Source organism: Ralstonia sp. NFACC01 (assembly GCF_900115545.1).
Classification (GTDB): domain Bacteria; phylum Pseudomonadota; class Gammaproteobacteria; order Burkholderiales; family Burkholderiaceae; genus Ralstonia; species Ralstonia mojiangensis.
Genome location: NZ_FOWV01000007.1, coordinates 149,123 through 171,018, shown reverse-complemented (window position 1 = coordinate 171,018; position 21,896 = coordinate 149,123). Strand labels below are relative to the sequence as shown.

The 21,896-nt window shown below is 64.9% G+C and carries 19 protein-coding genes; 7 read left to right on the top strand and 12 right to left on the bottom strand.

Features of this window, described 5'->3' with window-relative positions; all coding sequences use genetic code 11:
• The first annotated feature begins 26 nt into the window (after positions 1 to 26).
• A complete protein-coding gene (locus BM136_RS19040) occupies positions 27 to 1,451 on the top strand; it encodes a dihydrolipoyl dehydrogenase family protein (protein WP_092974156.1) in 1,425 nt (474 codons plus the stop codon).
• 101 nt (positions 1,452 to 1,552) lie between these two features.
• Positions 1,553 to 2,443, top strand: a complete 891-nt coding sequence (locus tag BM136_RS19035; RefSeq protein WP_092974153.1) for a DODA-type extradiol aromatic ring-opening family dioxygenase — start codon at positions 1,553 to 1,555, stop codon at positions 2,441 to 2,443.
• Positions 2,444 to 2,477: 34 nt separating this feature from the next.
• On the opposite strand, the gene BM136_RS19030 is transcribed toward BM136_RS19035, so the two are convergent.
• Positions 2,478 to 3,506 carry a D-2-hydroxyacid dehydrogenase family protein gene (locus tag BM136_RS19030; RefSeq protein WP_092974150.1) on the bottom strand — a complete coding sequence of 343 codons (1,029 nt, stop codon included), beginning with the start codon at positions 3,504 to 3,506 and terminating at the stop codon, positions 2,478 to 2,480.
• Between the two features lie 426 nt (positions 3,507 to 3,932).
• Between BM136_RS19030 and BM136_RS19020 the strand changes: the two genes are divergently transcribed.
• On the top strand, positions 3,933 to 5,801 hold the full coding sequence (locus BM136_RS19020) for a phosphoenolpyruvate carboxykinase (GTP) (RefSeq protein WP_092974148.1): 1,869 nt from the start codon (positions 3,933 to 3,935) through the stop codon (positions 5,799 to 5,801).
• 867 nt (positions 5,802 to 6,668) lie between these two features.
• Positions 6,669 to 7,505, top strand: coding sequence for a winged helix-turn-helix domain-containing protein (locus BM136_RS19010; protein ID WP_092974145.1), 837 nt, complete (start codon positions 6,669 to 6,671; stop codon positions 7,503 to 7,505).
• Between the two features lie 127 nt (positions 7,506 to 7,632).
• Here the strand turns inward: BM136_RS19010 and otnI are convergent, their stop codons facing one another.
• The 6 genes from otnI to BM136_RS18980 all read right to left on the bottom strand — a co-directional run bounded on the left by otnI (position 7,633) and on the right by BM136_RS18980 (position 13,428).
• The gene (gene otnI, locus BM136_RS19005) at positions 7,633 to 8,421 is read right to left on the bottom strand and encodes a 2-oxo-tetronate isomerase (protein ID WP_092974142.1); all 789 of its coding nucleotides are present in this window, start codon (positions 8,419 to 8,421) and stop codon (positions 7,633 to 7,635) included.
• A gap of 23 nt (positions 8,422 to 8,444) precedes the next feature.
• Positions 8,445 to 9,770 carry an MFS transporter gene (locus tag BM136_RS19000; protein WP_092974139.1) on the bottom strand — a complete coding sequence of 442 codons (1,326 nt, stop codon included), beginning with the start codon at positions 9,768 to 9,770 and terminating at the stop codon, positions 8,445 to 8,447.
• A 63-nt stretch (positions 9,771 to 9,833) separates the two neighbouring features.
• Positions 9,834 to 10,478, bottom strand: coding sequence for a 3-oxo-tetronate 4-phosphate decarboxylase (locus BM136_RS18995; RefSeq protein WP_092974136.1), 645 nt, complete (start codon positions 10,476 to 10,478; stop codon positions 9,834 to 9,836).
• Positions 10,475 to 11,788: a 3-oxo-tetronate kinase gene (gene otnK / locus BM136_RS18990; protein WP_092974133.1), complete on the bottom strand. Its 1,314-nt coding sequence runs from the start codon at positions 11,786 to 11,788 to the stop codon at positions 10,475 to 10,477. The genes BM136_RS18995 and otnK overlap by 4 nt, the downstream gene beginning before the upstream one ends.
• Complete coding sequence (gene ltnD / locus BM136_RS18985; protein WP_092974130.1) at positions 11,785 to 12,696, bottom strand: L-threonate dehydrogenase; 912 nt, start codon at positions 12,694 to 12,696, stop codon at positions 11,785 to 11,787. Before ltnD ends, otnK begins: the two co-directional genes overlap by 4 nt.
• A 15-nt stretch (positions 12,697 to 12,711) precedes the next feature.
• Positions 12,712 to 13,428: a FadR/GntR family transcriptional regulator gene (locus tag BM136_RS18980; protein WP_092974496.1), complete on the bottom strand. Its 717-nt coding sequence runs from the start codon at positions 13,426 to 13,428 to the stop codon at positions 12,712 to 12,714.
• 133 nt (positions 13,429 to 13,561) lie between these two features.
• Between BM136_RS18980 and denD the strand changes: the two genes are divergently transcribed.
• The gene (gene denD / locus BM136_RS18975) at positions 13,562 to 14,545 is read left to right on the top strand and encodes a D-erythronate dehydrogenase (protein WP_092974127.1); all 984 of its coding nucleotides are present in this window, start codon (positions 13,562 to 13,564) and stop codon (positions 14,543 to 14,545) included.
• Here denD and BM136_RS18970 read toward each other — a convergent pair.
• Together BM136_RS18970 and BM136_RS18965 are read right to left on the bottom strand one after the other, a co-directional pair.
• Positions 14,542 to 15,186 carry a response regulator gene (locus BM136_RS18970; RefSeq protein WP_092974124.1) on the bottom strand — a complete coding sequence of 215 codons (645 nt, stop codon included), beginning with the start codon at positions 15,184 to 15,186 and terminating at the stop codon, positions 14,542 to 14,544. The genes denD and BM136_RS18970 overlap by 4 nt on opposite strands.
• Positions 15,183 to 16,622 carry a cache domain-containing protein gene (locus BM136_RS18965; RefSeq protein WP_092974121.1) on the bottom strand — a complete coding sequence of 480 codons (1,440 nt, stop codon included), beginning with the start codon at positions 16,620 to 16,622 and terminating at the stop codon, positions 15,183 to 15,185. Before BM136_RS18965 ends, BM136_RS18970 begins: the two co-directional genes overlap by 4 nt.
• Before the next feature lie 226 nt (positions 16,623 to 16,848).
• Here BM136_RS18965 and BM136_RS18960 point away from each other — a divergent pair, with 226 nt between their 5' ends.
• Both BM136_RS18960 and BM136_RS18955 read left to right on the top strand, forming a co-directional pair.
• Entirely contained in the window at positions 16,849 to 18,903 is a 2,055-nt protein-coding gene (locus BM136_RS18960; RefSeq protein ID WP_092974118.1) for a carbon starvation CstA family protein, read from the top strand.
• Between the two features lie 8 nt (positions 18,904 to 18,911).
• On the top strand, positions 18,912 to 19,106 hold the full coding sequence (locus BM136_RS18955) for a YbdD/YjiX family protein (RefSeq protein WP_004628224.1): 195 nt from the start codon (positions 18,912 to 18,914) through the stop codon (positions 19,104 to 19,106).
• 74 nt (positions 19,107 to 19,180) lie between these two features.
• On the opposite strand, the gene BM136_RS18950 is transcribed toward BM136_RS18955, so the two are convergent.
• The 3 genes from BM136_RS18950 to BM136_RS18940 form a co-directional block, all read right to left on the bottom strand.
• Positions 19,181 to 19,927: a tetratricopeptide repeat protein gene (locus BM136_RS18950; protein ID WP_092974115.1), complete on the bottom strand. Its 747-nt coding sequence runs from the start codon at positions 19,925 to 19,927 to the stop codon at positions 19,181 to 19,183.
• A gap of 103 nt (positions 19,928 to 20,030) precedes the next feature.
• Positions 20,031 to 20,666 carry a methionine biosynthesis protein MetW gene (gene metW, locus BM136_RS18945; RefSeq protein WP_092974112.1) on the bottom strand — a complete coding sequence of 212 codons (636 nt, stop codon included), beginning with the start codon at positions 20,664 to 20,666 and terminating at the stop codon, positions 20,031 to 20,033.
• A complete protein-coding gene (locus BM136_RS18940) occupies positions 20,663 to 21,877 on the bottom strand; it encodes a homoserine O-succinyltransferase MetX (RefSeq protein WP_092974109.1) in 1,215 nt (404 codons plus the stop codon). The genes metW and BM136_RS18940 overlap by 4 nt, the downstream gene beginning before the upstream one ends.
• Positions 21,878 to 21,896 lie beyond the last annotated feature (19 nt).

Sequence of the window (21,896 nt, the reverse complement as noted above, 5' to 3'; positions counted from 1 at the left end):
GCCGATGCTTCTTCGACGGACACCTCATGCCCGCAAACCCTGCACATGCGTTTGACCTGATCGTGATCGGCGCCGGTTCGGCCGGGCTCGCGGCTGCGCGCCGATCTGCGCAACTGGGGGCACGCGCGCTGCTGATTGACCGCGCACAAGTTGGCGGCACCTGCGTCAACCGCGGGTGCGTGCCGAAGAAGCTGCTTGGCTACGGCGCCGCCTGGTCGCAGACCGTGGCGCGGTGCTTGCGCACTGCCAACGCCGCCGACGCCTGGGCCGATGCCATCGCCCGCACGCGCGCCGAAGTCGTGCGGCTGCACGAAGCACATTTCGCCCAACTGGCCGATGCCGGCGTGCAGTGGTTGAGCGGCACGGCCTCGCTGCGCGGCCGCGGCATCGTCCGCCTGCAAACCGATACCGGCAAGACCACGCTGCGGGCACGCCAGATCGTGCTGGCCGCCGGCGCCCGCCCCATGCCGCTTCCCGTACCCGGCACGGAACTGTCCTGCACTTCCGACGACGTGTTTGGCTGGGACACGCTCCCCGCATCGCTCATCATCGCGGGCGGCGGCGTCATTGCGGTGGAGATGGCGTCTACGCTGGCACGCTTTGGCGTGCGGGTTACCGTGCTGACGCGCGATACGCGTGTGCTGCCTGAATTTGACGTCACGGTGGCCGAGGCCGCTGCGCAGTCGCTGGCCGGCTGCGGCGTCGAGCTGATCCTAAACGCCGACGTCGTCCGCGTCGAACGCGATGCTGTGAACGGCGGCGGCGTGGCCGTCTACGCGAGCACCGAAGGCAGCGATGTTCCACGCGTGCTGCGCGCCCAGCGTGTGTTGAGCGCCATCGGCCGCACGCCGAACATCGCGGGCCTCGGCCTGGACGCGGCCGGCGTCACGCTCGACGCACACGGACGCGTCGCGGTCGATCGCCATTTCCGCACGCGCGCCCGCGGCGTGCATGCCGTGGGCGACATTTGTGGCGGCAGCCCGCTGCAATTGACGCCCGTGGCCGCAGCGCAAGGCCGCTACGTGGCTGAACGCTTATTCGGCAAAGGCACCAAGCTGCCCGACATGAACACCGTGCCGATGGCCGTGTTCTGCGATCCGGCGATCGCCTGCGTAGGCCTGACCGAGGCTGACGCGCGCACGCGCTGGCCTGAATTGGGCAAACGCGGAGCGGACACCGACAAACGCGCGTTGGCAGATCGCATCGACGTGGTGGTGCGCCGCTTCGTCTCGTTGGAGCAGCGTTTTGCGGGCTCGAGCATGGAATCGCTGATCAAGCTGGTATGCAATGCGCGCAGCGGACGCGTGCTCGGCGCGCACATCGTCGACAACGCCGCGCCAGAGATCATCCAGGCGCTGGCGGTGGCCGTGCGCATGGGCGTACGGCTCAAGCATCTGCATACAACCGTCGGCCTGCACCCAACGGTGGCGGAGGAAATGCTGAGCATGTAAGCGCACTCGTTCAATTTTCCTGATCCCGATCTGCAAATCCATACACGTTGCTGGTGCTGTGTCGGCGCAGAATGGCAAATATATTCTTCAGGAAATTTGACATGCTTCCCGTGCTTTATCTGTCCCATGGGTCGCCCATGCTGGCGGCCGATCCGGGCCCTGTCGGCAAGATGCTGGCGGCGCTCGGGCAAGAGATGACCGCCCTCAAACCGCGCGCCATCGTCGTGGTTTCGCCGCATTGGATGACGCGCCGGCCAGCCGTCACTGCCCGCGCCCAGCAGGAAGCGTGGCACGACTTCGGCGGCTTCCCGCCACAGCTATACGCCCTGGAATACGCCCCGCCCGGCGCGCCGGACTTGGCCGAGCGCATCCGTGCACTGATCGACGGCAACATCGTCCCGGGGCTGGAAGAACAGGCTTCCACCGTGCTGGACCCGCGCCAGCCGCTGGACCACGGCGCATGGGTGCCACTGATGCTGATGTTTCCCGAGGCGAAGATTCCCGTGGTGCAGGCGTCGTTGATGCCAGGCCTGTCGCCAGCGTGCCAGATGGCGATGGGGCGTACGCTCGCGCCGCTGCGCGACGAAGGCGTGCTGATCGTCGGCTCCGGCAGCTTCACGCACAACTTGCGCGCGCTGATGCGCGGCCCGGGCATGGCGCAGCACGGTGTGCCAGTCGAGCCTTGGGTGACGGCCTTCCGCGAATGGATGATTGAGACGATGACTGATGGCATCCGCAGCGGCGATTTCACCCGCTTCTGCGATTACCGCGCGCAAGCCCCGAACGCCGCCCACGCCCACCCGACCGACGAACACCTGATGCCGCTGTACGTGGCACTGGGCGCCGCCATGGGCCAGCCGAGCCAAGCCACGCCGGGCGGCGTGCAGGCTCAGCACGTGGTCGATACGGTGACGTACGGCTCGCTGGCGATGGACAGCTTCCGCTTTGACGGTGCTGGAGCCAATCAGCCGCAGCTGCGTGCCGCGGCTTGATTGACGAAGAAAAACGACGGACAGAACGCTGGCGTTATGCGCGGATCAGCGCGGGCGCCAGCGCCGTCGGATTGACCACGCTGTCGACGTTGCCCTGCAGGACATCGAGGATGTTCTGGAACGCGATGCTGAAGTACAGCTCGTAGCCCTCGCGTTCGACATAGCCGATGTGCGGCGTGCAGATGCAGTTCTCCATGCGCAGCAGGGTGTGGCCCTGCAGGATGGGCTCCGTTTCAAACACGTCGATAGCGGCCATGCCCGGGCGCCCGCGGTTGAGCGACGTCACCAGGCCGTTTTCTTCCACCAGCTCGGCACGGCTCGTGTTGACGAAGAGGGCGGTCGGCTTCATGCGCGTAAGGTCGGCCACCGTGACGATGCCGCGCGTTTCGTCGTTCAGGCGCAGGTGGACGGACAGCACATCGGACTGTTCGAACAGCGCGTCCTTCGAATCCGCCACGGCAAAGCCATCGGCGCGGGCCCGCTCTTGCGAGCCTTCGCGGCCCCACACCAGCACATTCATGCCGAAGGCGCGGCCGTAGCCGGCCACGAGCTGGCCAATCTTGCCGTAGCCGAAGATGCCCAGCGTCTGGCCCTTCAGGACGCGGCCAATGCCAAAGTTGGGCGGCATCGTCGTGGATTTCAGCCCCGACTGCTGCCACGCGCCGTGCTTGAGGCTCGCCACGTATTGCGGAATGCGGCGCTGCGCGGCCATCACGAGCGCCCAGGTCAGTTCAGCCGGCGCCACTGGCGAGCCCTTGCCCTCCAGCACCACCACGCCCTTGTCGGTACAGGCATCCAGGTCGATATGACTGCCCGAATCGCGCGATACGCGGCCAGTCTGGCTGATGATCTTGAGTTTGGGCAGGCGGTCCAGCAACTGACGCGTCACACGCGTGCGCTCCCGGATCAGCACGATGGCTTCAACGTCCGCCACACGTGCGGCCAATTGACCCACGCCTTTGACGGTGTTGTTGAACACTTTGACTTCGTGATCCTGCATCAGGCTGAAGCAATCCAGCTTGCGAACAGCGTCTTGGTAGTCGTCCAGTACGGCAATCTTCATCGACATCTCACTTCGAACAATGGTGCGCAGCAAAAAACAGCGATCCCTCGCGGTGGTATTCTTCCCATCCCTCGTCGCACGACAATCTGTGTCGACGTTCGGAATTGCCCGCCGCGGGCACGCAATTTGCGCAGCCCCGCTGGTGACGAGTCCTTGTTCTAGGGTCTGTTGACCTCGGTCCCGCCACTTTAGCGCACGCGGCCCCCGCTGCCCGGAAAAACCCACGTTCCGTCAGCGCACCGCTTTGTAACTGAATGTGAAATCAGCACGGCTACCGTCCCTCCGCCTGCCTCACCTCTCCCTCTGGAAATCGCTGATCCGGCCTGCCCATGAGGTGCCGTCGATCGCTTTCCACCCTGCCGCTGGACGCGGCCACCGTGCTGACCCGCCATCGATTTCTTTCTCACTTCCATTGGAGTTTTGGTCATGAATCAACCCGTGATGCAGGGCGTGCCCGCATTGAACGTGCCCGATTACGTGAAACACCCGCGCCTGATCGCGTGGGTGGGCGAGGTGGCAGCACTCACCAAGCCGGAGCGCATCGTCTGGTGCGATGGTTCGCAAGAGGAGTACGACCGCCTGTGCGCCGAAATGGTGGCCGCCGGCACGATGAAGCAGCTCAATCCGGCCAAGCGCAAGAACTCGTACCTGGCGCTGTCGGACCCGTCGGACGTGGCGCGCGTGGAAGACCGCACCTTCATCTGCTCGCAGAAGAAGGAAGATGCCGGCCCCACCAACAACTGGACGGCCCCGGCCGAGATGCGCCAGACGCTGAACGGCCTGTTTGACGGCAGCATGCGCGGCCGCACGCTGTACGTGGTGCCGTTCTCGATGGGCCCGCTGGGCTCGCCGATCGCGCACATCGGCGTGGAGTTGTCGGACAGCCCGTACGTGGCCGTCAACATGCGCATCATGACCCGCATGGGCCGCGCCGTGTATGACGTGCTGGGCAGCGACGGCGATTTCGTACCGTGCGTGCACACCGTCGGCAAGCCGCTCGCCGCCGGCGAGAAAGACGTGCCGTGGCCGTGCAACCCGACCAAGTACATCGTGCATTTCCCGGAAACGCGCGAAATCTGGTCGTTCGGTTCGGGCTACGGCGGCAACGCGCTGCTGGGCAAGAAATGCTTCGCGCTGCGGATCGCCTCCACCATGGGCCGCGACCAGGGCTGGCTGGCCGAGCACATGCTGATCCTGGGCGTGACGTCGCCGGAGGGCAAGACGTATCACGTGGCGGCGGCCTTCCCGTCGGCCTGCGGCAAGACCAACTTTGCGATGCTGATTCCGCCTGCGGGCCTGAACGGCTGGAAGGTGACGACCATCGGCGACGACATCGCCTGGATCAAGCCCCGCAAGGACGCCACCGGCAAGACCCGCCTGTACGCCATCAACCCGGAAGCCGGCTACTTTGGCGTGGCCCCGGGCACCAGCGAGAAGACCAACTTCAACGCGATGGCTACGCTCAAAGAAAACGTCATCTTCACCAACGTGGCCCTCACGGATGACGGCGATGTGTGGTGGGAAGGCATGACCGACACGCCGCCGGCCCACCTCATCGACTGGCAAGGCCAGGACTGGACGCCCGAGACCGCCAAGGAAACCGGCCGCAAGGCTGCCCATCCGAACGCGCGTTTCACGGCGCCGGCCGCGCAATGCCCGTCGATCGATCCGGAATGGGACAACCCGGCCGGCGTACCCATTGATGCGTTCATCTTCGGTGGCCGCCGCTCGACCACCGTGCCGCTCGTGACCGAAGCGCGCGACTGGACCGAAGGCGTATACATGGCTGCCACGATGGGCTCGGAAACCACCGCCGCCGCCGCAGGCCAGCAAGGCGTGGTGCGCCGCGACCCGTTCGCCATGTTGCCGTTCTGCGGCTACAACATGGCCGACTACTTCGCCCACTGGCTCAACGTCGGCGAGAAGCTTGCCGAGAGCGGCGCCACGCTGCCGAAGATCTTCTGCGTGAACTGGTTCCGCAAGGACGAAAACGGCAAGTTCGTGTGGCCGGGCTTTGGCGAAAACATGCGCGTGCTCAAATGGATGATCGATCGCATCGAAGGTCAGGCGCAGGGCGATGAACACGTCTTTGGCGTATCGCCGCGCTACGAAGAACTGAGCTGGGACGGCCTGGACTTCACGGCCGAGCAGTTCGCCAAGGTGATCTCGCTGGACGCGGCAGCCTGGAAGCAAGAACTGGCGCTGCACGACGAGCTGTTCACGAAACTGGCGCACGGCCTGCCGCAAGCGCTGCCCCACGCCAAGGCCCGCCTGGAAGAACGCCTGGAGGGCTGACAGCCGCCGCCGCTTTGGCATCAGGACAGAAAGCCCGCCTTGTGCGGGCTTTTTTTTCGCCTGCCCGCAGAAAGTTGCCCAAACAATGAGCAGTAATCCTAAAGTTTTAAATCGCGCGAATTACCCCTGCCAACAAAACAGATCAATTGATTTTTAGGAAATCGAATCGTTTTGTAAAAAATACCGGCGCACACATAAGCGCGATCATTATGCCGGCGCGAGCATAATCGTCATGCATTTATGCCTGGCTTGAATCGTTGTACGCATGGTATCGGCCAAGAACGTTGCCTGGCATAGCTTTATGAAGAATGCATGTCAACCACGCCACCCCAATGCGTGTCGAATTGAATGAATTTCCAAATTTTAAAATTCCTGCGTGACGAATCCCTACGGGATTCTTATAATCCGGCAAAACGGAATCCCTTTTCTCTGAGCCAGAGGGGGGGTTCATGACTAGAGGAAACGGGAAAGGGCTAACAAGCCTTATGCCAACGGAGGTGGGGAATCCCTACTTCACCGGCGCTCGGGGGGGCGCCGGCTCGGATTGCGCGCAGGCAAGGCCGCAAACTGTGCAAACGATTGCATGGTTCGGCACGCCGCAGCAGGCACCGAGGGGTTTGCAGACCTTTCTCAAGACCACCCTGGACACCACCCAGGAGGCTCCGCTGGCGATCGTCGACGGGAACAGCAGCATGACGATCCGCGCAAGGCCGACGGCCGGGCAACAGCGCCCGCAAGAAACGACATGCGAGCACACGCGCAACTGCCCGCATGGCACTCATAACAACGCGCACCGCAGACAGCAGAGCGCAGCCGCGAGGCTGCTCGCCGGAGTGTGTCGGCTGGTTAGACGGGAGGTATCACAAAGTGGGTATTCAGATCTTGCTGGTCGAACAAGACCAGGCAGAGGGGGAGCGTCTGTCGTTTTCCCTGCGTGATGGTGGACACGAGGTACAACGGGTCAGCCATCCGGGCCAGGCGCAGGCAGCCATTCTGGCGGCCATGCCTGAGTTGCTCCTGATGGAGTGGACGTGGCCCGAGCGCGAGTCGATCGACATGCTGCTGGCGTTGCGCGCCAACATGCAGACGCGCGGCCTGCCGGTCATCGTGCTGTCCCGTCATGGCGATGCGCGTGCCAAGATTGCCGCACTCGACGCCGGTGCCGACGACTACGTCGTCAAGCCGTGCGACACGGGCGAGCTGCACGCCCGCATTCGCGCCGTACTGCGCCGCCGCGCGCCGCATCAGCATGGCGACGACATCCTCCAGGTCAACGGCCTGCGCCTCGATCCGCTCACGCTGGGCGTGACTGCGCAAACCGAAACCGGTCCGCGCGCCATTCCGCTCAGCCCGCTGGAATTCCGCCTGCTGCACTTTCTCGTCGCGCACCCGCAACGCGTGCACTCGCGCACGCAACTGCTGGACCGCGTATGGGGCAACCATGTATTCGTGGGTGAGCGCACAGTGGATGTGCATGTGCGCAAGCTGCGCGTGGCGTTGGCCGGCACGCCCTGCGATGGCCTGATCCAGACCGTGCGCGGTGGCGGTTATCGCCTCGTGGTGGGCACCGGCGGCGCAACGGCCGCGCATGCTGCCGAAGCGATTGGCATGCAACTGGAAGTGGCGACCCGCAAGGCGGAGCTGCCGGCATACGGCCGCGTCCCCACGACGCGCTCGCTTGGCCCCGCTCAGTTGGGCGCCTGACGAGCCTGTCCGCCAGAGCAGACCGCCGCGTGCGCATTGCGCAGCGGCGGTTTTCTTTTATATCTGCGCTTGGCGATGCGCGCCATAACCTGGGCAGATCGACGCAGGTACTCCTTATGCTTGCGCGTCAACGCTGGCTTTCGCGCCAGCGCTTGAGCCAGCCGAGCCCTTCGCTGGTGCCGGCACGCGGCCGATATTCGCAGCCGACCCAGCCGTCATAACCGAGCGCATCCAGCAACGCGAAGAGGTGCGGATAGTTCAGCTCGCCTTCGTCCGGTTCGTGACGATCGGGCACGCCGGCAATCTGCACGTGGCCCACACCATCGAGGTACTGCTTGAGCTTGACCGACAGATCGCCCTCCATGATCTGCGCGTGGTACAGGTCGAACTGCACCTTGACGTTGGTCGCGCCGACTTCCTTGCACACCGCATGTGCCTGCGCCTGGTGCGTTAGGAAGAAGCCCGGCATGTCGCGCGTGTTGATGGGTTCGAGCACGATGGTGACGCCCGCGCCGGCAGCCTCGCGCGCAGCGTAGGCGACGTTGCTCACGTAGGTGGCCTGATGGCGTGCGCGGTCTGCACCGGCGGGCAGCAGGCCGGCCATGACGTGCAGGCGCGTGTTGCCGAGCACCTGCGCATACTCCAGCGCTGTCGCAATGCCGCGCTTGAATTCATCCTCGCGACCGGGCAATGAGGCGATGCCGCGCTCGCCGCCCGCCCAATCGCCCGGCGGGGCATTGAACAGCGCTTGCGTGAGGCCAGCGTCGTCAAGACGGGCGCGGATATCCGCCTTGTCGAAGTCGTAGGGAAATAGAAACTCAACGCCCTCGAACCCATCTTTTGCCGCGGCGGCAAAGCGGTCGAGGAACGCGTGCTCCTGGTACATCATGGAAAGGTTGGCGGCAAAGCGGGGCATGACAGACCTCTGGATACGATTGCTTATTTATTGACCAACTTCGACGGCGTACGCAACACGGCAATGCAGCCGAGCACCAGCACGCCCGCCAACGCATACATGCCGGTGGATGTGCTGCCCGTCATGTCCTTGAGCGCACCGATCATATAGGGGCTCACAAAGCCGGCCAAGTTGCCGACCGAGTTGATGGCGGCAATGCCGGCAGCGGCAGCCGTGCCCTGCAGGAAGGCCGTGGGCAGGGACCAGAACAGCGGCGCGCACGTCAGCACGCCCGCAGCGGCCAATGACAGGAACACGATCGACAAGGCCACGTTGTGCCCGGCCGTCGCCACCACGGCAAAACCGACTGCGCCCATCAACGCCGGCACAACCAGGTGCCAGCGACGCTCGCGTCGTGCATCGGCACTGCGACCGATCAGCACCATGGTGATCGCCGCACATACGTACGGAATCGCAGAGAGCACGCCCACCATGAAGGTGTCTGTCACACCGGCGTTCTTGACCAGCGTCGGCATCCAGAACGTCAAGCCGTATTGGCCCATGACGAAGGCGAAGTAGATCAGGCTCATCATCCACACACGCGGGTCGGAGAACACCTTGCCGATGCCTTGGTGCTCGGTCTTGCCTTTGTTGTCTGCAGCAATGTTGGCTTCAAGAATCTGCTTCTCGTCTTCTGACAACCACTTGGCCTTGCGGATACTGTCATCGAACTTCCACAGCACCAGCAGGCCGACCAGCACAGCAGGAACGGCTTCGATCACGAACATCCACTGCCAGCCCTGCCAGCCGCCGCCGACGCCCGTCCCGTGAAACGCGCTCATGATCCAACCCGACAGCGGATTGCCGAAAATGCCCGAGATGGGGATGGCCGCCATGAACATCGCGACAATGCGCGCGCGGCGATGCGACGGATACCAGTACGTCAGGTACAGGATGACGCCAGGGTAGAAGCCCGCTTCTGCCAAGCCCAGGAGGAAGCGCATCACGTAGAACTGCGTCGGCGTCTGCACGAATGCGAATGCGCCCGAGATCAAACCCCACGTGATCATGATTCGCGCGATCCAGATGCGCGCGCCGATCTTGTTCATCAGCAGGTTGCTCGGCACCTCGAAGAGAAAGTACCCGATGAAGAAGATGCCGGCACCGAGCCCGTAGACCGTCTCGGAAAAATTCAGCGCCTGCGACATCTGCAGCTTTGCAAACCCAACGTTCACGCGATCGAGATACGCGACTACGTAGCACAGCATGATGAGCGGGACGATGCGGCGCGACACGCGCGCATAGACGCTGTCCTCTTTTGAAACGGCGTGCGAAGGCAACGCCGCCGTGGTGGCGGTCGAGGTGTTCATGTGGTCTCCGGTCTAGGTTTTATGTGGGCCGTGCAGCGGGCGCTACCGATTTGCTATCGGTCGCTACCAACGGGCCCCGAACGTCTGGCGCAGTTCGTCGATCTGCGCGTCGGACAGCGGCGCGGGCTTCGGTTCGGTCATCAACCAAAGCCGTGCGGTTTCTTCCAGTTCTTCCAGCGCGTAGGCTGCATTCGACACCGAGCCGTGCCATACCACGGGCCCGAGTCGATCGAGCAGCACGGCGCGCACGTCATTGGCCAGCGCAGCAATCTGCGAAGCCACATCCGGATGCCCCGGACGCCGATACGTGATGAGCGGCACGTGGCCGACCTTCATCACGTAGTACGGCGTGATGGGTGGCAGCACATCGGCTTCGTTCCAGACGCCGGCTAGCGTGAGCGCCACAAGATTCGTCGAATGCGTGTGCACCACGGCATGCGCGTCGGCATTGCGGTCGTAGATGCCGCGATGCAGAGCGAGCGTTTTCGAAGGCTTGTCGCCGCCGACCCACTCGCCCGTCGCCAGTACCTTGGCAATGCGCGCCGGGTCCAGCGAACCGAGGCAGGCATCGGTGGGCGTGATGAGCCAGCCGTCAGGCAGGCGTGCGCTGATGTTGCCTGCCGTGCCGACGGTATAGCCGCGCGCATACAGGCTCTGCCCGACGCGGGCGATCTCTTCACGCAGCGCTGTTTCTGTGGACGCGCTCATACGGTAGCCTCCGCGGTGGCCAGCGCCAGTTGCGCAAGCGCCTTCTCGAAGAAGTCCACCGTTCCGAAGTTGCCGGACTTCAATGCCAGCGCAACCGGATCGGTGTCGATGGTGGCTGTCCAGGGCACGCCTGGGTCGATCTGCGGGCCGATGCGCAGCGCACGCACGTCAAGCGCCTGCACCACGGCGCCCGATGTTTCACCGCCCGCCACCACGAAGCGGCGCACGCCGTCAGCATGCAGCGTGCGAGCGATGCGGCCCAGTGCGTCTTCAACCAGCTTGCCGGCGCGCTCCACACCCAGCGTTTGCTGCACATGGGCCACTTGCTCGGGCGCGCTGGTGGCGTAAACCAGCACCGTCTGACCGGCATGGCGGTGTACGAAATCGAGCGCGTCGACCACCACCGGCTTGCCTTCGGCCAGCGCCAGCGGATCAATCTGGAACGCGGGGCGCGATGCACGCCAGTGCGCCACCTGTGCGTTCGTCGCACGAGAACAGCTGCCCGACAACACGATCGCCGAGTCGGCCACCGCTGGCAGTTGGGCCGCGTTGCCATGTTCGGTGATCAGCCCTGCGCGGCGGTATTGCGCAGGCAAGCCAAGCGCCAGGCCCGAGCCACCTGTGAGCAGCGGCAAGTCGGCAAACGCCTCGCCCAGCACGATCAGGTCATCGTTGGAAATGGCATCGGCGATCGCCAGCTTCACGCCGTCGGCGCGCAGTTGCTGGGCCTGATCGCGCGCGGCCTGGGCACCGCGCATGATGGTGTCGTAACGCAGCAGGCCGACCTTGCCCGCGCTCTGGCGCGCGAGCACCGGCACAAGGTTCGGATCGCGCATCGGCGTCAGCGGATGGTGCTCCATGCCCGACGCGTTGAGCAGCGCGTCGCCCACGAACAGATGGCCACGGAAGATCGTGCGGCCGTTCTCGGGAAACGCGGGGCAGGCCAACGTGAAATCGGCGCCCAGTTCAGCCATCAACGCCTCGGCTACGGGGCCGATGTTGCCGGCGTCGGTGGAATCGAAGGTCGAGCAGTATTTAAAGAAGAAGCGCGAGCAGCCTTGCGCACGCAGCCATTGCAGTGCGCTCAACGACTGCGCCACGGCATCGGCCGCCGGAATCGTGCGCGACTTGAGCGCCACGACAATGGCATCGGCATCCGCAGCGATGCCCTCGCCGCCTGCCTGCGGCACACCGATGGCCTGTACCGTGCGCATGCCGGCGCGCACGAGCATGTTGGCGAGGTCGGTCGCACCGGTGAAATCATCGGCGATGCAACCGAGGACCGGGCGGGAAGTTGGCGCTGCGCTCATTTTTGCTGGCCCTCCGGCAGCGTGATCCCCGGGAAGATCTTGATCACGGCGGAGTCGTCTTCCCTGGCGTAGCCCGCAGTGGATGCCTGCATGAACATCTGGTGCGCGGTAGCCGCCAGCGGCAGCGGAAACTTGGTGGCACGCGCCGTATCGAGCACGAGGCCCAAGTCCTTGACGAAGATGTCGACGGCGGACAGCGGCGTGTAGTCGCCGGCCAGCACGTGGGCCATGCGGTTTTCGAACATCCAGCTGTTGCCCGCGCTATGGGTGATGACTTCATACAGCGCATCCGCTGCCACACCTTCGCGCAGGCCCAGGGCCATGGCTTCGGCGGCGGCGGCAATGTGCACGCCGGCCAGCAACTGGTTGATGATCTTGACCTTGCTGCCCGCGCCAGCCTTGTCGCCCAGGCGATAGACCTTACCGGCCATGGCGTCGAGCACATGGCCCGCCGCCGCATACGCCTCGGGCGTGGCCGACGTCATCATCGTCATCTGGCCCGAAGCGGCCTTGGCGGCGCCGCCCGAAATCGGGCCGTCCACATACAGGATGCCCTGCTGCGCGAGGCGTGCCTCCAGCGCCATCGACCAGTTCGGGTCGACCGTGGAACACATGACGAACGTGCTGCCCCGTCGCATGGCGGCCGCTGCGCCGCCCTCGCCGAACAGCACGGCTTCAGTCTGCGCGGCGTTGACCACCACCGAGACCACCACATCCACACCAGCGGCAACCTCCGCCGGCGTTGCGCAGGCCACGCCGCCTTCCTTGGCGAAGTCCGCTGCGGCACCCGGGCGCGCGTCGCAGGCATGCACGGTGTAGCCGTGATTGCGCAGGGTCTTGGCAATGCCCAAACCCATGGCGCCAAGTCCGATCACGCCGACCTTCCGGTCCGCCATCGATTGCGTCATGAATGACTCCAGAAATCAGTCTTGCGCCACGTCGCGCCCTTCGGCCAAACGACGAGCGGCATTGAACATGTGGGTCTGCGCGGCATTGCGTGCAGCAAGTGCATCGCGGTGGCGGATCGCCTCGACCATCGCGCGGTGTTCGTCGCGGACCTGGCGGGCGAAGTCTTCGCGGCGCGCTTCGTTGCTGCGCGTCACGCCAATCGCTTCTTCCAGGTATTGGCTGAAAAAGCCGAGTGCCTGCACCAGAAACGGATTGCCGCTGGCCGCGGCGATGGCGTGGTGAAAGCGCAGGTCTTCGGCCACGCCGTCACCGCCGGCCGCCACCGCAGCGTCGATGCCGTCGAGTGCGGCGTCGATCCCGATCATCTCGGCATCGGTGCGACGCTGGGCGGCCAGCGCGGCGCCTTCGGCCTCCAACGCCCGGCGCAATTCGATGATGTGCAGCACGGCATCGATCGAGCCGGCCTGCGCCGCATCGATCCGCAGCGGCTTGAGGCCAGCCTGCTGCGTGACGTACACGCCGCTGCCCTGACGCGCTTCGACCACGCCTTCGTGGCGCAGACGCGAGATGGCCTCGCGGATCACGGTGCGGCTCACGCCGAATTCCTGACCAAGCACGGTTTCGGACGGCATCCGTTCGCCGCGGCGCAGTTCCCCGGCGTCGATCTTGTCCATCAGGGTCTGGGCCACGCGGTCGGACAGGGAAGGCGCGGCGTCGAGTCGTTCAAACATGGTGGCAGGGATGTCTTGGCAATCGTAAATTCGTCGTGTCATCATACAAGTTGAGTCGCGGAGCTTCATCCCTGTTTACCCTAGGCATCAATCAAAACGCCGGGCCGCTCAGGCCCGGCAACAAGGAGACACCATGAACATCGTCATCACCGGCGGCGCCGGTTTCCTGGGCCAGCGCGTGCTGGCGGCACTGCTCCAGCAACCCGGTCTGCCCGGCGCGGACGGCGCGGTGCAGCCGGTTGAGACTTTCATCGTGCTGGACCAGGTGCCGGGCCAGATTGCCGATGCGCGCGTGCGCTATGTGACGGGCGATGCTTCCGACCCGGCCCTCATCGCCCAGGTGATCGACGAAAACGTGGGCGGCGTGTTCCATCTGGCCGCCGTGGTGAGCGGCACCGCGGAAGCCGATTTCGACCTCGGCATGCGCGTGAACCTGGACGGCACGCGCGCATTGCTCGATGCGCTACGCGCGCAACACGCCAAGACCGGCCGGGCGCCGCGCGTGCTGTTCGCCAGCTCGGTAGCAGTGTTCGGCGGTCAACTGCCAGCCGTCGTCACCGACGACACGGCGGCCACGCCGCAGGCTTCGTACGGCGTGCAGAAGCTGATGGGCGAATTCCTGGTGGGCGAGTATTCGCGCAAGGGCTACATCGACGGCCGCGCGGTACGCATCCCGACAGTGTCGGTGCGCCCAGGCAAGCCAAATGGCGCGGCATCGAGCTTTGCCAGCGGCATCATCCGCGAGCCGCTGGCCGGCGAGGAAGCCATCTGCCCCGTGGAAGCCGAGACTGAGCTGTGGCTTGCCTCGCCGCGCCAGGTGGTGGCGTCGCTGCTGCGCGCGTACACACTGCCGGCGTCGGCATGGGGCAATCGCCGATCACTGAACCTGCCGGGCATTACGGTGCGCGTGGGCGAGATGGTGGAGGCGCTGCGCAAGGTGGCCGGCGATGCGCCGGTCTCGCGTATCCGATGGGAGCCGGACGCGCGCATCAAGGCCATCGTGCAAAGCTGGCCGGCGCGCTTCGACACCGCCCGCGCCGACGCAATGGGCTTTGGCCGCGACACCTCGTTCGAGGCGATGGTGCGTGATTACGTGGACAGTGCGAAGGGCATCTAACGGCCCTTTCCCAGCTCGACCGCAAACTTCACCAGTTCCGCCTGGCCCTCGATGCCGAGTTTGCGCTTGAGGTTCAGGCGGTGCGATTCCACCGTGCGCACGGACAAGCCCAGCTCGTCGGCGATGCGCTTGTTGGCATAGCCCTTGGCGATGCCGTCGAGAATGTCGCGCTCGCGCGGGGTGAGCGCCTCGACCGGCGTGGGCATGACGGCCTGCTCGGCCATGCGCATCGCCAGCTGCGCGCTGTAGAACGGTCGGCCGGCCAGCACAGCGTCGATTGCTTCGACCAGCTCGCTGGCGGGCGCGTCCTTGAGCACGTAGCCACGCGCGCCGGCGCGGATCACTTGCCGTACGTATTCCAGGTTGTCGTGCATCGACAGCACGAGCACGGCAATCTCGGGAAACGCCTCGGCAAACTTCTCGGTCAGCGCAATGCCGTTCATGCCGCGCATGCCGATGTCCATCAGCGCCAGATCGGGTGACAAGGTGCGCGCGGCCTGCAGGGCAGCATCGGCGTCACCGGCTTCCCCCACTACCTCGAAATGCGGCACGGCTTCGAGCCGCATGCGCACGCCATCGCGCACGAGCGGGTGATCGTCGACGAGGAGCAGTTTGACGGGCGCGGCGGGTCGCATGTTCATACGAGGGGAGAAGAGGGAGCGGAAGCCAGTTGAGCAATGACGACATGCGGGAGCACAGCACACACCTCCGTGCCGTGCGGGCCCGAAGCGATGGTACAGGTGCCGCCCAGCGCGGCCATGCGTTCGCGCATGTTGCGCAAGCCGATGCCGCGTTGCGGGTCCACCTGCACAGATTCCACATCAAAGCCGGGGCCGTTGTCGCGAACGGATAAGCGCACGGCATCCAGATCGTTTTCAAGCAATACGCCGATGCGCGTGGCTTGCGTGGCGTGGCGCTCGATGTTCGAGACAGCCTCCTGCGCAATGCGGAACAGCGCGGTGTTGCACGCGTCCGGTAACTGCACGGGCGGGCCGACCACTTCGAGCGCAATCGCGAACCCCGGCTGGCTGTCTTCGTGCGCCTCACGCGTTTCTCGCACGAGCAGCTCCAGCGCAGCCGCCAAACCGAGATCATCCAGCAGCGCAGGGCGCAGGTTGTGCGACACGCGCCGCACCTCGCCCAGCGCGCCGTTCAGCCGATCAAGCGCGCGGCGCAACATGCTGTCCGCCCGTTCGATCGACGGCGGCGATGCAGCCGACGCCTCAAGATGACCATGCGCGGTTTCGAGCAGCAGCTTGGTCGACACCAGCACCTGGCTGATGCCGTCGTGCAACTCGCGCGAAACACGCGCGCGCTCGTCTTCCTGAGACTTCACCACTTGCTGCGCGAGTTGGCGCAGCTTGGCGTCGGCCTGGCGGTGATCGCTCACGTTCAGCGCCAAACCGCTGCCCGCCACCAGCAGGATGCTGATCGCGGCAATGCCGACCACCCACGCCAGCGTCTGATCGATGTTGGCCTGCGCGCGTTGGTCAATCTCTCGCAGGGTCTGCTCGATGTCATCCAGGTACAGGCCTGTGCCCACCATCCAGCCCCACTGCGGAATCGGCTCGACATAACCGAGCTTGGGCACGCTCTGGTGCGTCGATGGCTTGTCCCACATGTAGCGCACGAAACCGCCACCCGCCTGCGCGGCAGCCACCAGTTTCTGGATGGTCGGCTGGCCACCCGAGTCCGTCAGGTCCCACAGATCGCGCCCGACAAGTTCGGGCTGGCGCGGGTGCATCAGGTTGCGGCCGCGCAAGTCGTAGAGGAAAAAGTAGCCATCGGTGCCGAAGTCGAGGCGGGCGAGGGTGCGCATGGCTTCGTCGCGCGTGGCTTCGTCCTTGGCAGGGTCGCCACTTTGGCCGGACGCAAGCAACGGCGCGATGGCACTCTGCGCAAGCTTGACGTAAGACCGCAGCTCGGTTTCCTTGGCCTGCAGGTACGCCGATTCCACCAACTGTCGCTCGTGCCGCGCCAGCGCAATCGACTGATGCCGCACGGTCAACATGATCGCCAACATGGCGATGGTCAGCGGTGCGACGGCGAGCAGCAGGATCTTCTGGCGGAGCTTCATGGCAAAAACGCGGCGCTTTGCTGCACTGCAAGATGACGACGCGGTCTCGATCGGGTGTGGGGCCCTGCGTAGAACTACGGACGCGTGCTGCGTAGTCCTCCGCTTGTGGCGCGGGGTGAGGCTGGCAAATACTACACGCCCCTGTCACGGGGCAGGACTTACTGCAGGGATGAACCCACATCCCGCGTTCAGCAAATAACTTCGACCAAGGTTCGAGGAGACCGACATGAGCTTCGTCAGGCAACACCTGATCTGGCTGGTCGTCGCCATTCTTGGCGCGTCTGCCTTTGCCACCGTTGCGCTTGCGCGCGGCGAGGCAGTCAGCGCGCTCTGGGTGGTGGTGGCCGCCGTATGCATCTACCTGATCGCGTATCGCTATTACAGCCGCTTCATTGCCGACAAGGTGCTCGGCCTGGACGGCACCCGCAAGACGCCCGCTTGGCGCTACAACGACGGGCTCGACTACGTTCCCACCAACAAGCACGTGCTGTTCGGCCACCACTTTGCGGCCATTGCCGGCGCTGGCCCGCTGGTCGGCCCCGTGCTGGCCGCGCAGATGGGCTATTTGCCCGGCATGCTCTGGATCTTGGCCGGCGTGGTGTTTGCCGGTGCGGTACAGGATTTCATCGTGCTGTTCATCTCCACGCGCCGCGACGGCCGCTCGCTGGGCGACCTGGTGAAGAGTGAGATGGGCACGGTGCCCGGCGTGATCGCGCTGTTTGGCGCGTTCCTCATCATGATCATCATCCTGGCCGTGCTGGCGCTGATCGTGGTGAAGGCGCTGGTCGGCTCGCCGTGGGGCACCTTCACGGTCGCCGCGACGATTCCCATCGCGCTGTTCATGGGCGTGTACGTGCGGTACATCCGTCCGGGCCGCATCGGCGAGATCTCCATCATCGGCTTCGTGCTGCTGATGCTGGCCATCATCGGCGGTCAGGCGGTGCACGAAAATGCTGCCCTCGCGCCGCTGTTCACGTTCGACGGCAAGGCCCTCACGTGGATGCTGATCGGCTACGGCTTTGTCGCCTCGGTGTTGCCGGTGTGGCTGCTGCTGGCCCCGCGCGATTACCTGTCTACGTTCCTGAAGATCGGCACGATCATGGCACTGGCCATCGGCATTTTGATCGTCGCGCCGCAGATGCAGATGCCCTCGCTCACGCAGTTCGCAGGCGGCGGTGGTCCGGTGTGGTCGGGCAACATGTTCCCCTTCCTGTTCATCACGATTGCATGCGGCGCGGTGTCGGGCTTCCACTCGCTCATCTCGTCGGGCACCACGCCCAAGTTGCTGGAGAACGAACGCCAAGCGCGCTTCATCGGCTACGGCGCGATGCTGATGGAATCGTTCGTCGCCATCATGGCGCTGGTGGCCGCTTCGGTCATCGACCCGGGTGTGTACTTCGCGATGAACAGCCCGGCAGCGCTGGTGGGCGCGACGCCGGATACGGTGGCACACACGCTCTCCACCTGGGGCTTCGTCATCACCCCTGACGTGCTGATTCAGACCGCCAAGGACGTCGGCGAGAACACCATCCTCGCCCGCGCAGGCGGCGCACCGACGCTGGCCGTGGGCATGGCGCACATCCTGCACCAAGTGGTGGGCGGCCAGGCCATGATGGCCTTCTGGTACCACTTTGCGATTCTCTTCGAGGCGCTGTTCATCCTCACGGCCGTGGATGCAGGTACGCGCGCCGGGCGCTTCATGCTGCAGGATCTGCTCGGCACCTTTGTGCCGGCACTCAAGCGCACGGATTCGCTCGTCGCCAACCTCATTGCCACGGCCGCGACCGTCGCGCTATGGGGTTACTTCCTGTACCAGGGCGTGGTCGATCCGCTGGGTGGCATCAATACGCTGTGGCCGCTGTTCGGCATCTCCAACCAGATGCTCGCCGCGATTGCGCTGACACTGGGCACCTGCGTTCTCGTCAAGATGAAGCGCGATCGCTACGTGTGGGTGACGCTGCTGCCGACCATCTGGCTGCTGATCTGCACGCTCACCGCCGGCTGGCAGAAGCTGTTCGATCCGGACCCGAAGATCGGCTTCCTGGCCCACGCCAACAAGTACGCCAGCGCGATTGCCGAGGGCAAGCTGCTCGCCCCGGCCAAGTCGATGGCGCAAATGCAGCAGGTGGTGCTGAACGACCGCATCGACGCATTCCTGTGCGGCCTGTTCATTCTCGTGGTGGTGAGCATCGCCTGGTATGGCCTGCGCACGGTACTCAAGGCGCGCGCGGCGAGCCGCCCGACCGCCAACGAAACGCCGTACGAAGCGCTGGGCGCATGAGCACGGGCATGCGCGAAGAACTCGAAAACTTCGGCCGCTACCTGGGCCAGACGCTGCGCCTGATGGTTGGCGTGCCGGACTACGACACTTACGTGCGCCACATGCAGGAGACCCATCCGGGCCAGGCCGTCATGACGTACGAAGACTTCTTCCGCGAACGCCAGGACGCGCGCTACGCGGGGCGCGTCGGCCGCTGCTGTTGATCAACGGTTGAACACGCTCCAAAGCAAAACCGCCGGTGCATGCAGCCATGCCCGGCGGTTTTTTCTTGGGAGCGCTACATGGACTGGCGTGCCGTTGTGGGCGGGTCGCCGTGCTTGGCGCGGTAGGTTTTCTCCACCAGCTCGCGCAGCTTGCCGAGCGCCCCGACATCCCCTTGCGCAGCCGCCCGGCCGTACCATTTCTTGGCCAGCTCAACATCCTGAGGCACTACGCCGGGCTCGCCACGCTCGTAATAGCTGCCGACGATGTACTGCGAAGGCCCATCGCCCCCCTCGGCCGCCTTCTTGTACCAGTTGAACGCACGCCCGTAGTCACGCGGCAAACCGCGCCCGGTGAAGTAGTTGGTGGCCAGCGCACGCTGTGCCTCGACATGCCCGCCCGCCGCGGCGCGCTCGTACCACTTGTTGGCTTCTTCCAGGGAGCGCGGTACCAGCTCGCCGCGCTCAAACAATTCGCCATAGGCAAACTGCGCGTGGGTCATCTGGTTGTCGGCGGCACGGCGCAGCCACTTGACCGCCTCTTCTGGGCGGGCGACGGTGCCTTCGCCGCGCATCAGCATCATCGCGTAGTTAAATTGCGCGAGCCGGTTGCCGCGCTGTGCAGCCTCGGCAAACTCGTCGAGGGCGTGGCCGAAATCGTTCTTCTCGTAATGCGCGATGGCGATCTGGGTGAGGGCGGCGGCATCGCCCTGCGTGTCGGCAGGTGACGTTGCAGCGGCTGTCAACGACATCGCCGTACTCATCACCACCGCCAACACCGCCTGCAGCATGCGCGGACTTCTGCGCCGGATCTGTCTGCTCATCGCGCGCTCCTCACCGGAAGATGGCCCAGTGTAACGCGCCAACCTGCTACGTGCGGGTGCGCACAAACCAGCACACCAGAGGCGCCTGCGGCTGCCGAGGCAATCAGCCCGCGCGCACCCGGTACACGGCCACGCTGCCACGCCAGTTGGCCCCCCAGCGCACCACGCTGCCTTCGTGCAGCACAACGCGATCGAGAATCACCAGCCCCACCTTGGGCGCCAGCGCTTCAAAGTCGCGGATGGTCAGCACGCGCACGTTGGGCGTGTTGTACCACTCGTACGGCAGCGACTTGGACACCGGCATGCGCCCGCGGAAGATCGACAGCCGATGCGGCCAGTAGCCGAAATTCGGGAACGACACGATGCACTCGCGGCCGACGCGCAGCATCTCGCGCAGCACCTGCGCCGTGTTGTGGATGGTCTGCAGCGTTTGCGAAAGAATGACCGTATCGAAGCTCTTGTCTTCGAACAGCGCCAAGCCGCCTTCCATGTTCTGCTGGATCACGTGCACGCCCTTTTTCGCGGAGGCCAGCACGCCCGCGTCGTCGATCTCGATGCCGTAGGCCAGCACGTCGAGCTCATCCTGCAGCACGCGCAACAGGCTGCCGTCGCCGCAGCCAAGGTCGAGCACGGTGGAGCGCGGCTCGATCCAGCGGGCGATGGCACGAAAGTCCGCGCGGTCGGTCAGGATGTTCGGCACCGCGGACGGCGCAGCGGGGTTCAGCGTTTGCGTTGTCATGCGCCGATCTCCTGCGCGATGCGTTCGTAATAGGCGCGGACCAGCGCGTGGTAGCGCGCGTCTTCGAGAAGGAAAGCGTCGTGACCGTGCGGCGCGTCGATCTCGCCGTAGGTGACGGGATGCTTGTTGTCGAGCAGCGCCTTGACCAGCTCGCGGCTACGCGAAGGGGCGAATCGCCAGTCGGTCATGAAGCTGACGACGAGGTAGCTCGCCTTGGTATGCGCGACGGCCTTGGTCAGATTGCCGCCGTAAGCCAGCGCGGGGTCGAAGTAATCGAGCGCGCGCGTGATGAGCAGATACGTGTTCGCATCGAAGTACTCGGCAAACTTGTCGCCCTGGTAGCGCAGATAGCTCTCGACCTGGAACTCGACGTCGAACGAGAAACGGATGTCTTGCGCCTTCAACTCGCGGCCGAATTTCGCGGCCATGTCTTCATCCGACAGATACGTGATGTGGCCGATCATCCGGGCCACGCGCAGCCCGCGCTTGGGCTTGACGTTGTGCGCGTAGTAATCGCCGCCGTGAAAATCGGGGTCAGACAGAATCGCGCTGCGCGCCACCTCGTTGAAAGCGATGTTCTGCGCCGACAGCTTGGGCGTGGACGCCACCACCACGCAATGCCGCAGCCGGTCCGGATACATCAGGCTCCAGGCCAGCGCCTGCATGCCGCCGAGACTGCCGCCCATCACCGCCGCAAACTGCTGGATACCGAAACGATCGGCCACGCGCGCCTGGGCGTTCACCCAGTCTTCCACCGTCACCACGGGAAAGCGTGCGCCATAAGGCAGGCCAGTTTCCGGATGCGGGCTCATGGGGCCGGTCGAGCCGAAACACGAACCCAGGTTGTTCACCCCGATGACGAAGAAGCGGTTGGTGTCGACCGGCTTACCGGGGCCGACCATGTTGTCCCACCAGCCGACTTCGCCCTCGGCGTGCACGCCGGCCACGTGGTGCGAAGCGTTGAGCGCGTGGCAGATGAGCACAGCGTTGGAACGGTCGGCATTGAGCGTGCCGTAGGTTTCGACCATCAGGTCGTAGCCGCTGATCTGCGAGCCGTTGCGCAGTTGCAGCGGCTCGGCAAAGTGCATGCGCTCGGGCACGACCAGGCCGATGGCGTTGGCCGGTTTGCCCTGATGTGCCTTCGGAGAGGAGGTATCGGCCTGCGCCGCATCGGCTGCGGTGACCGCGGGGTCAGCCTGGATGTCTGTCATGGCACCAAAGAAAAAACCC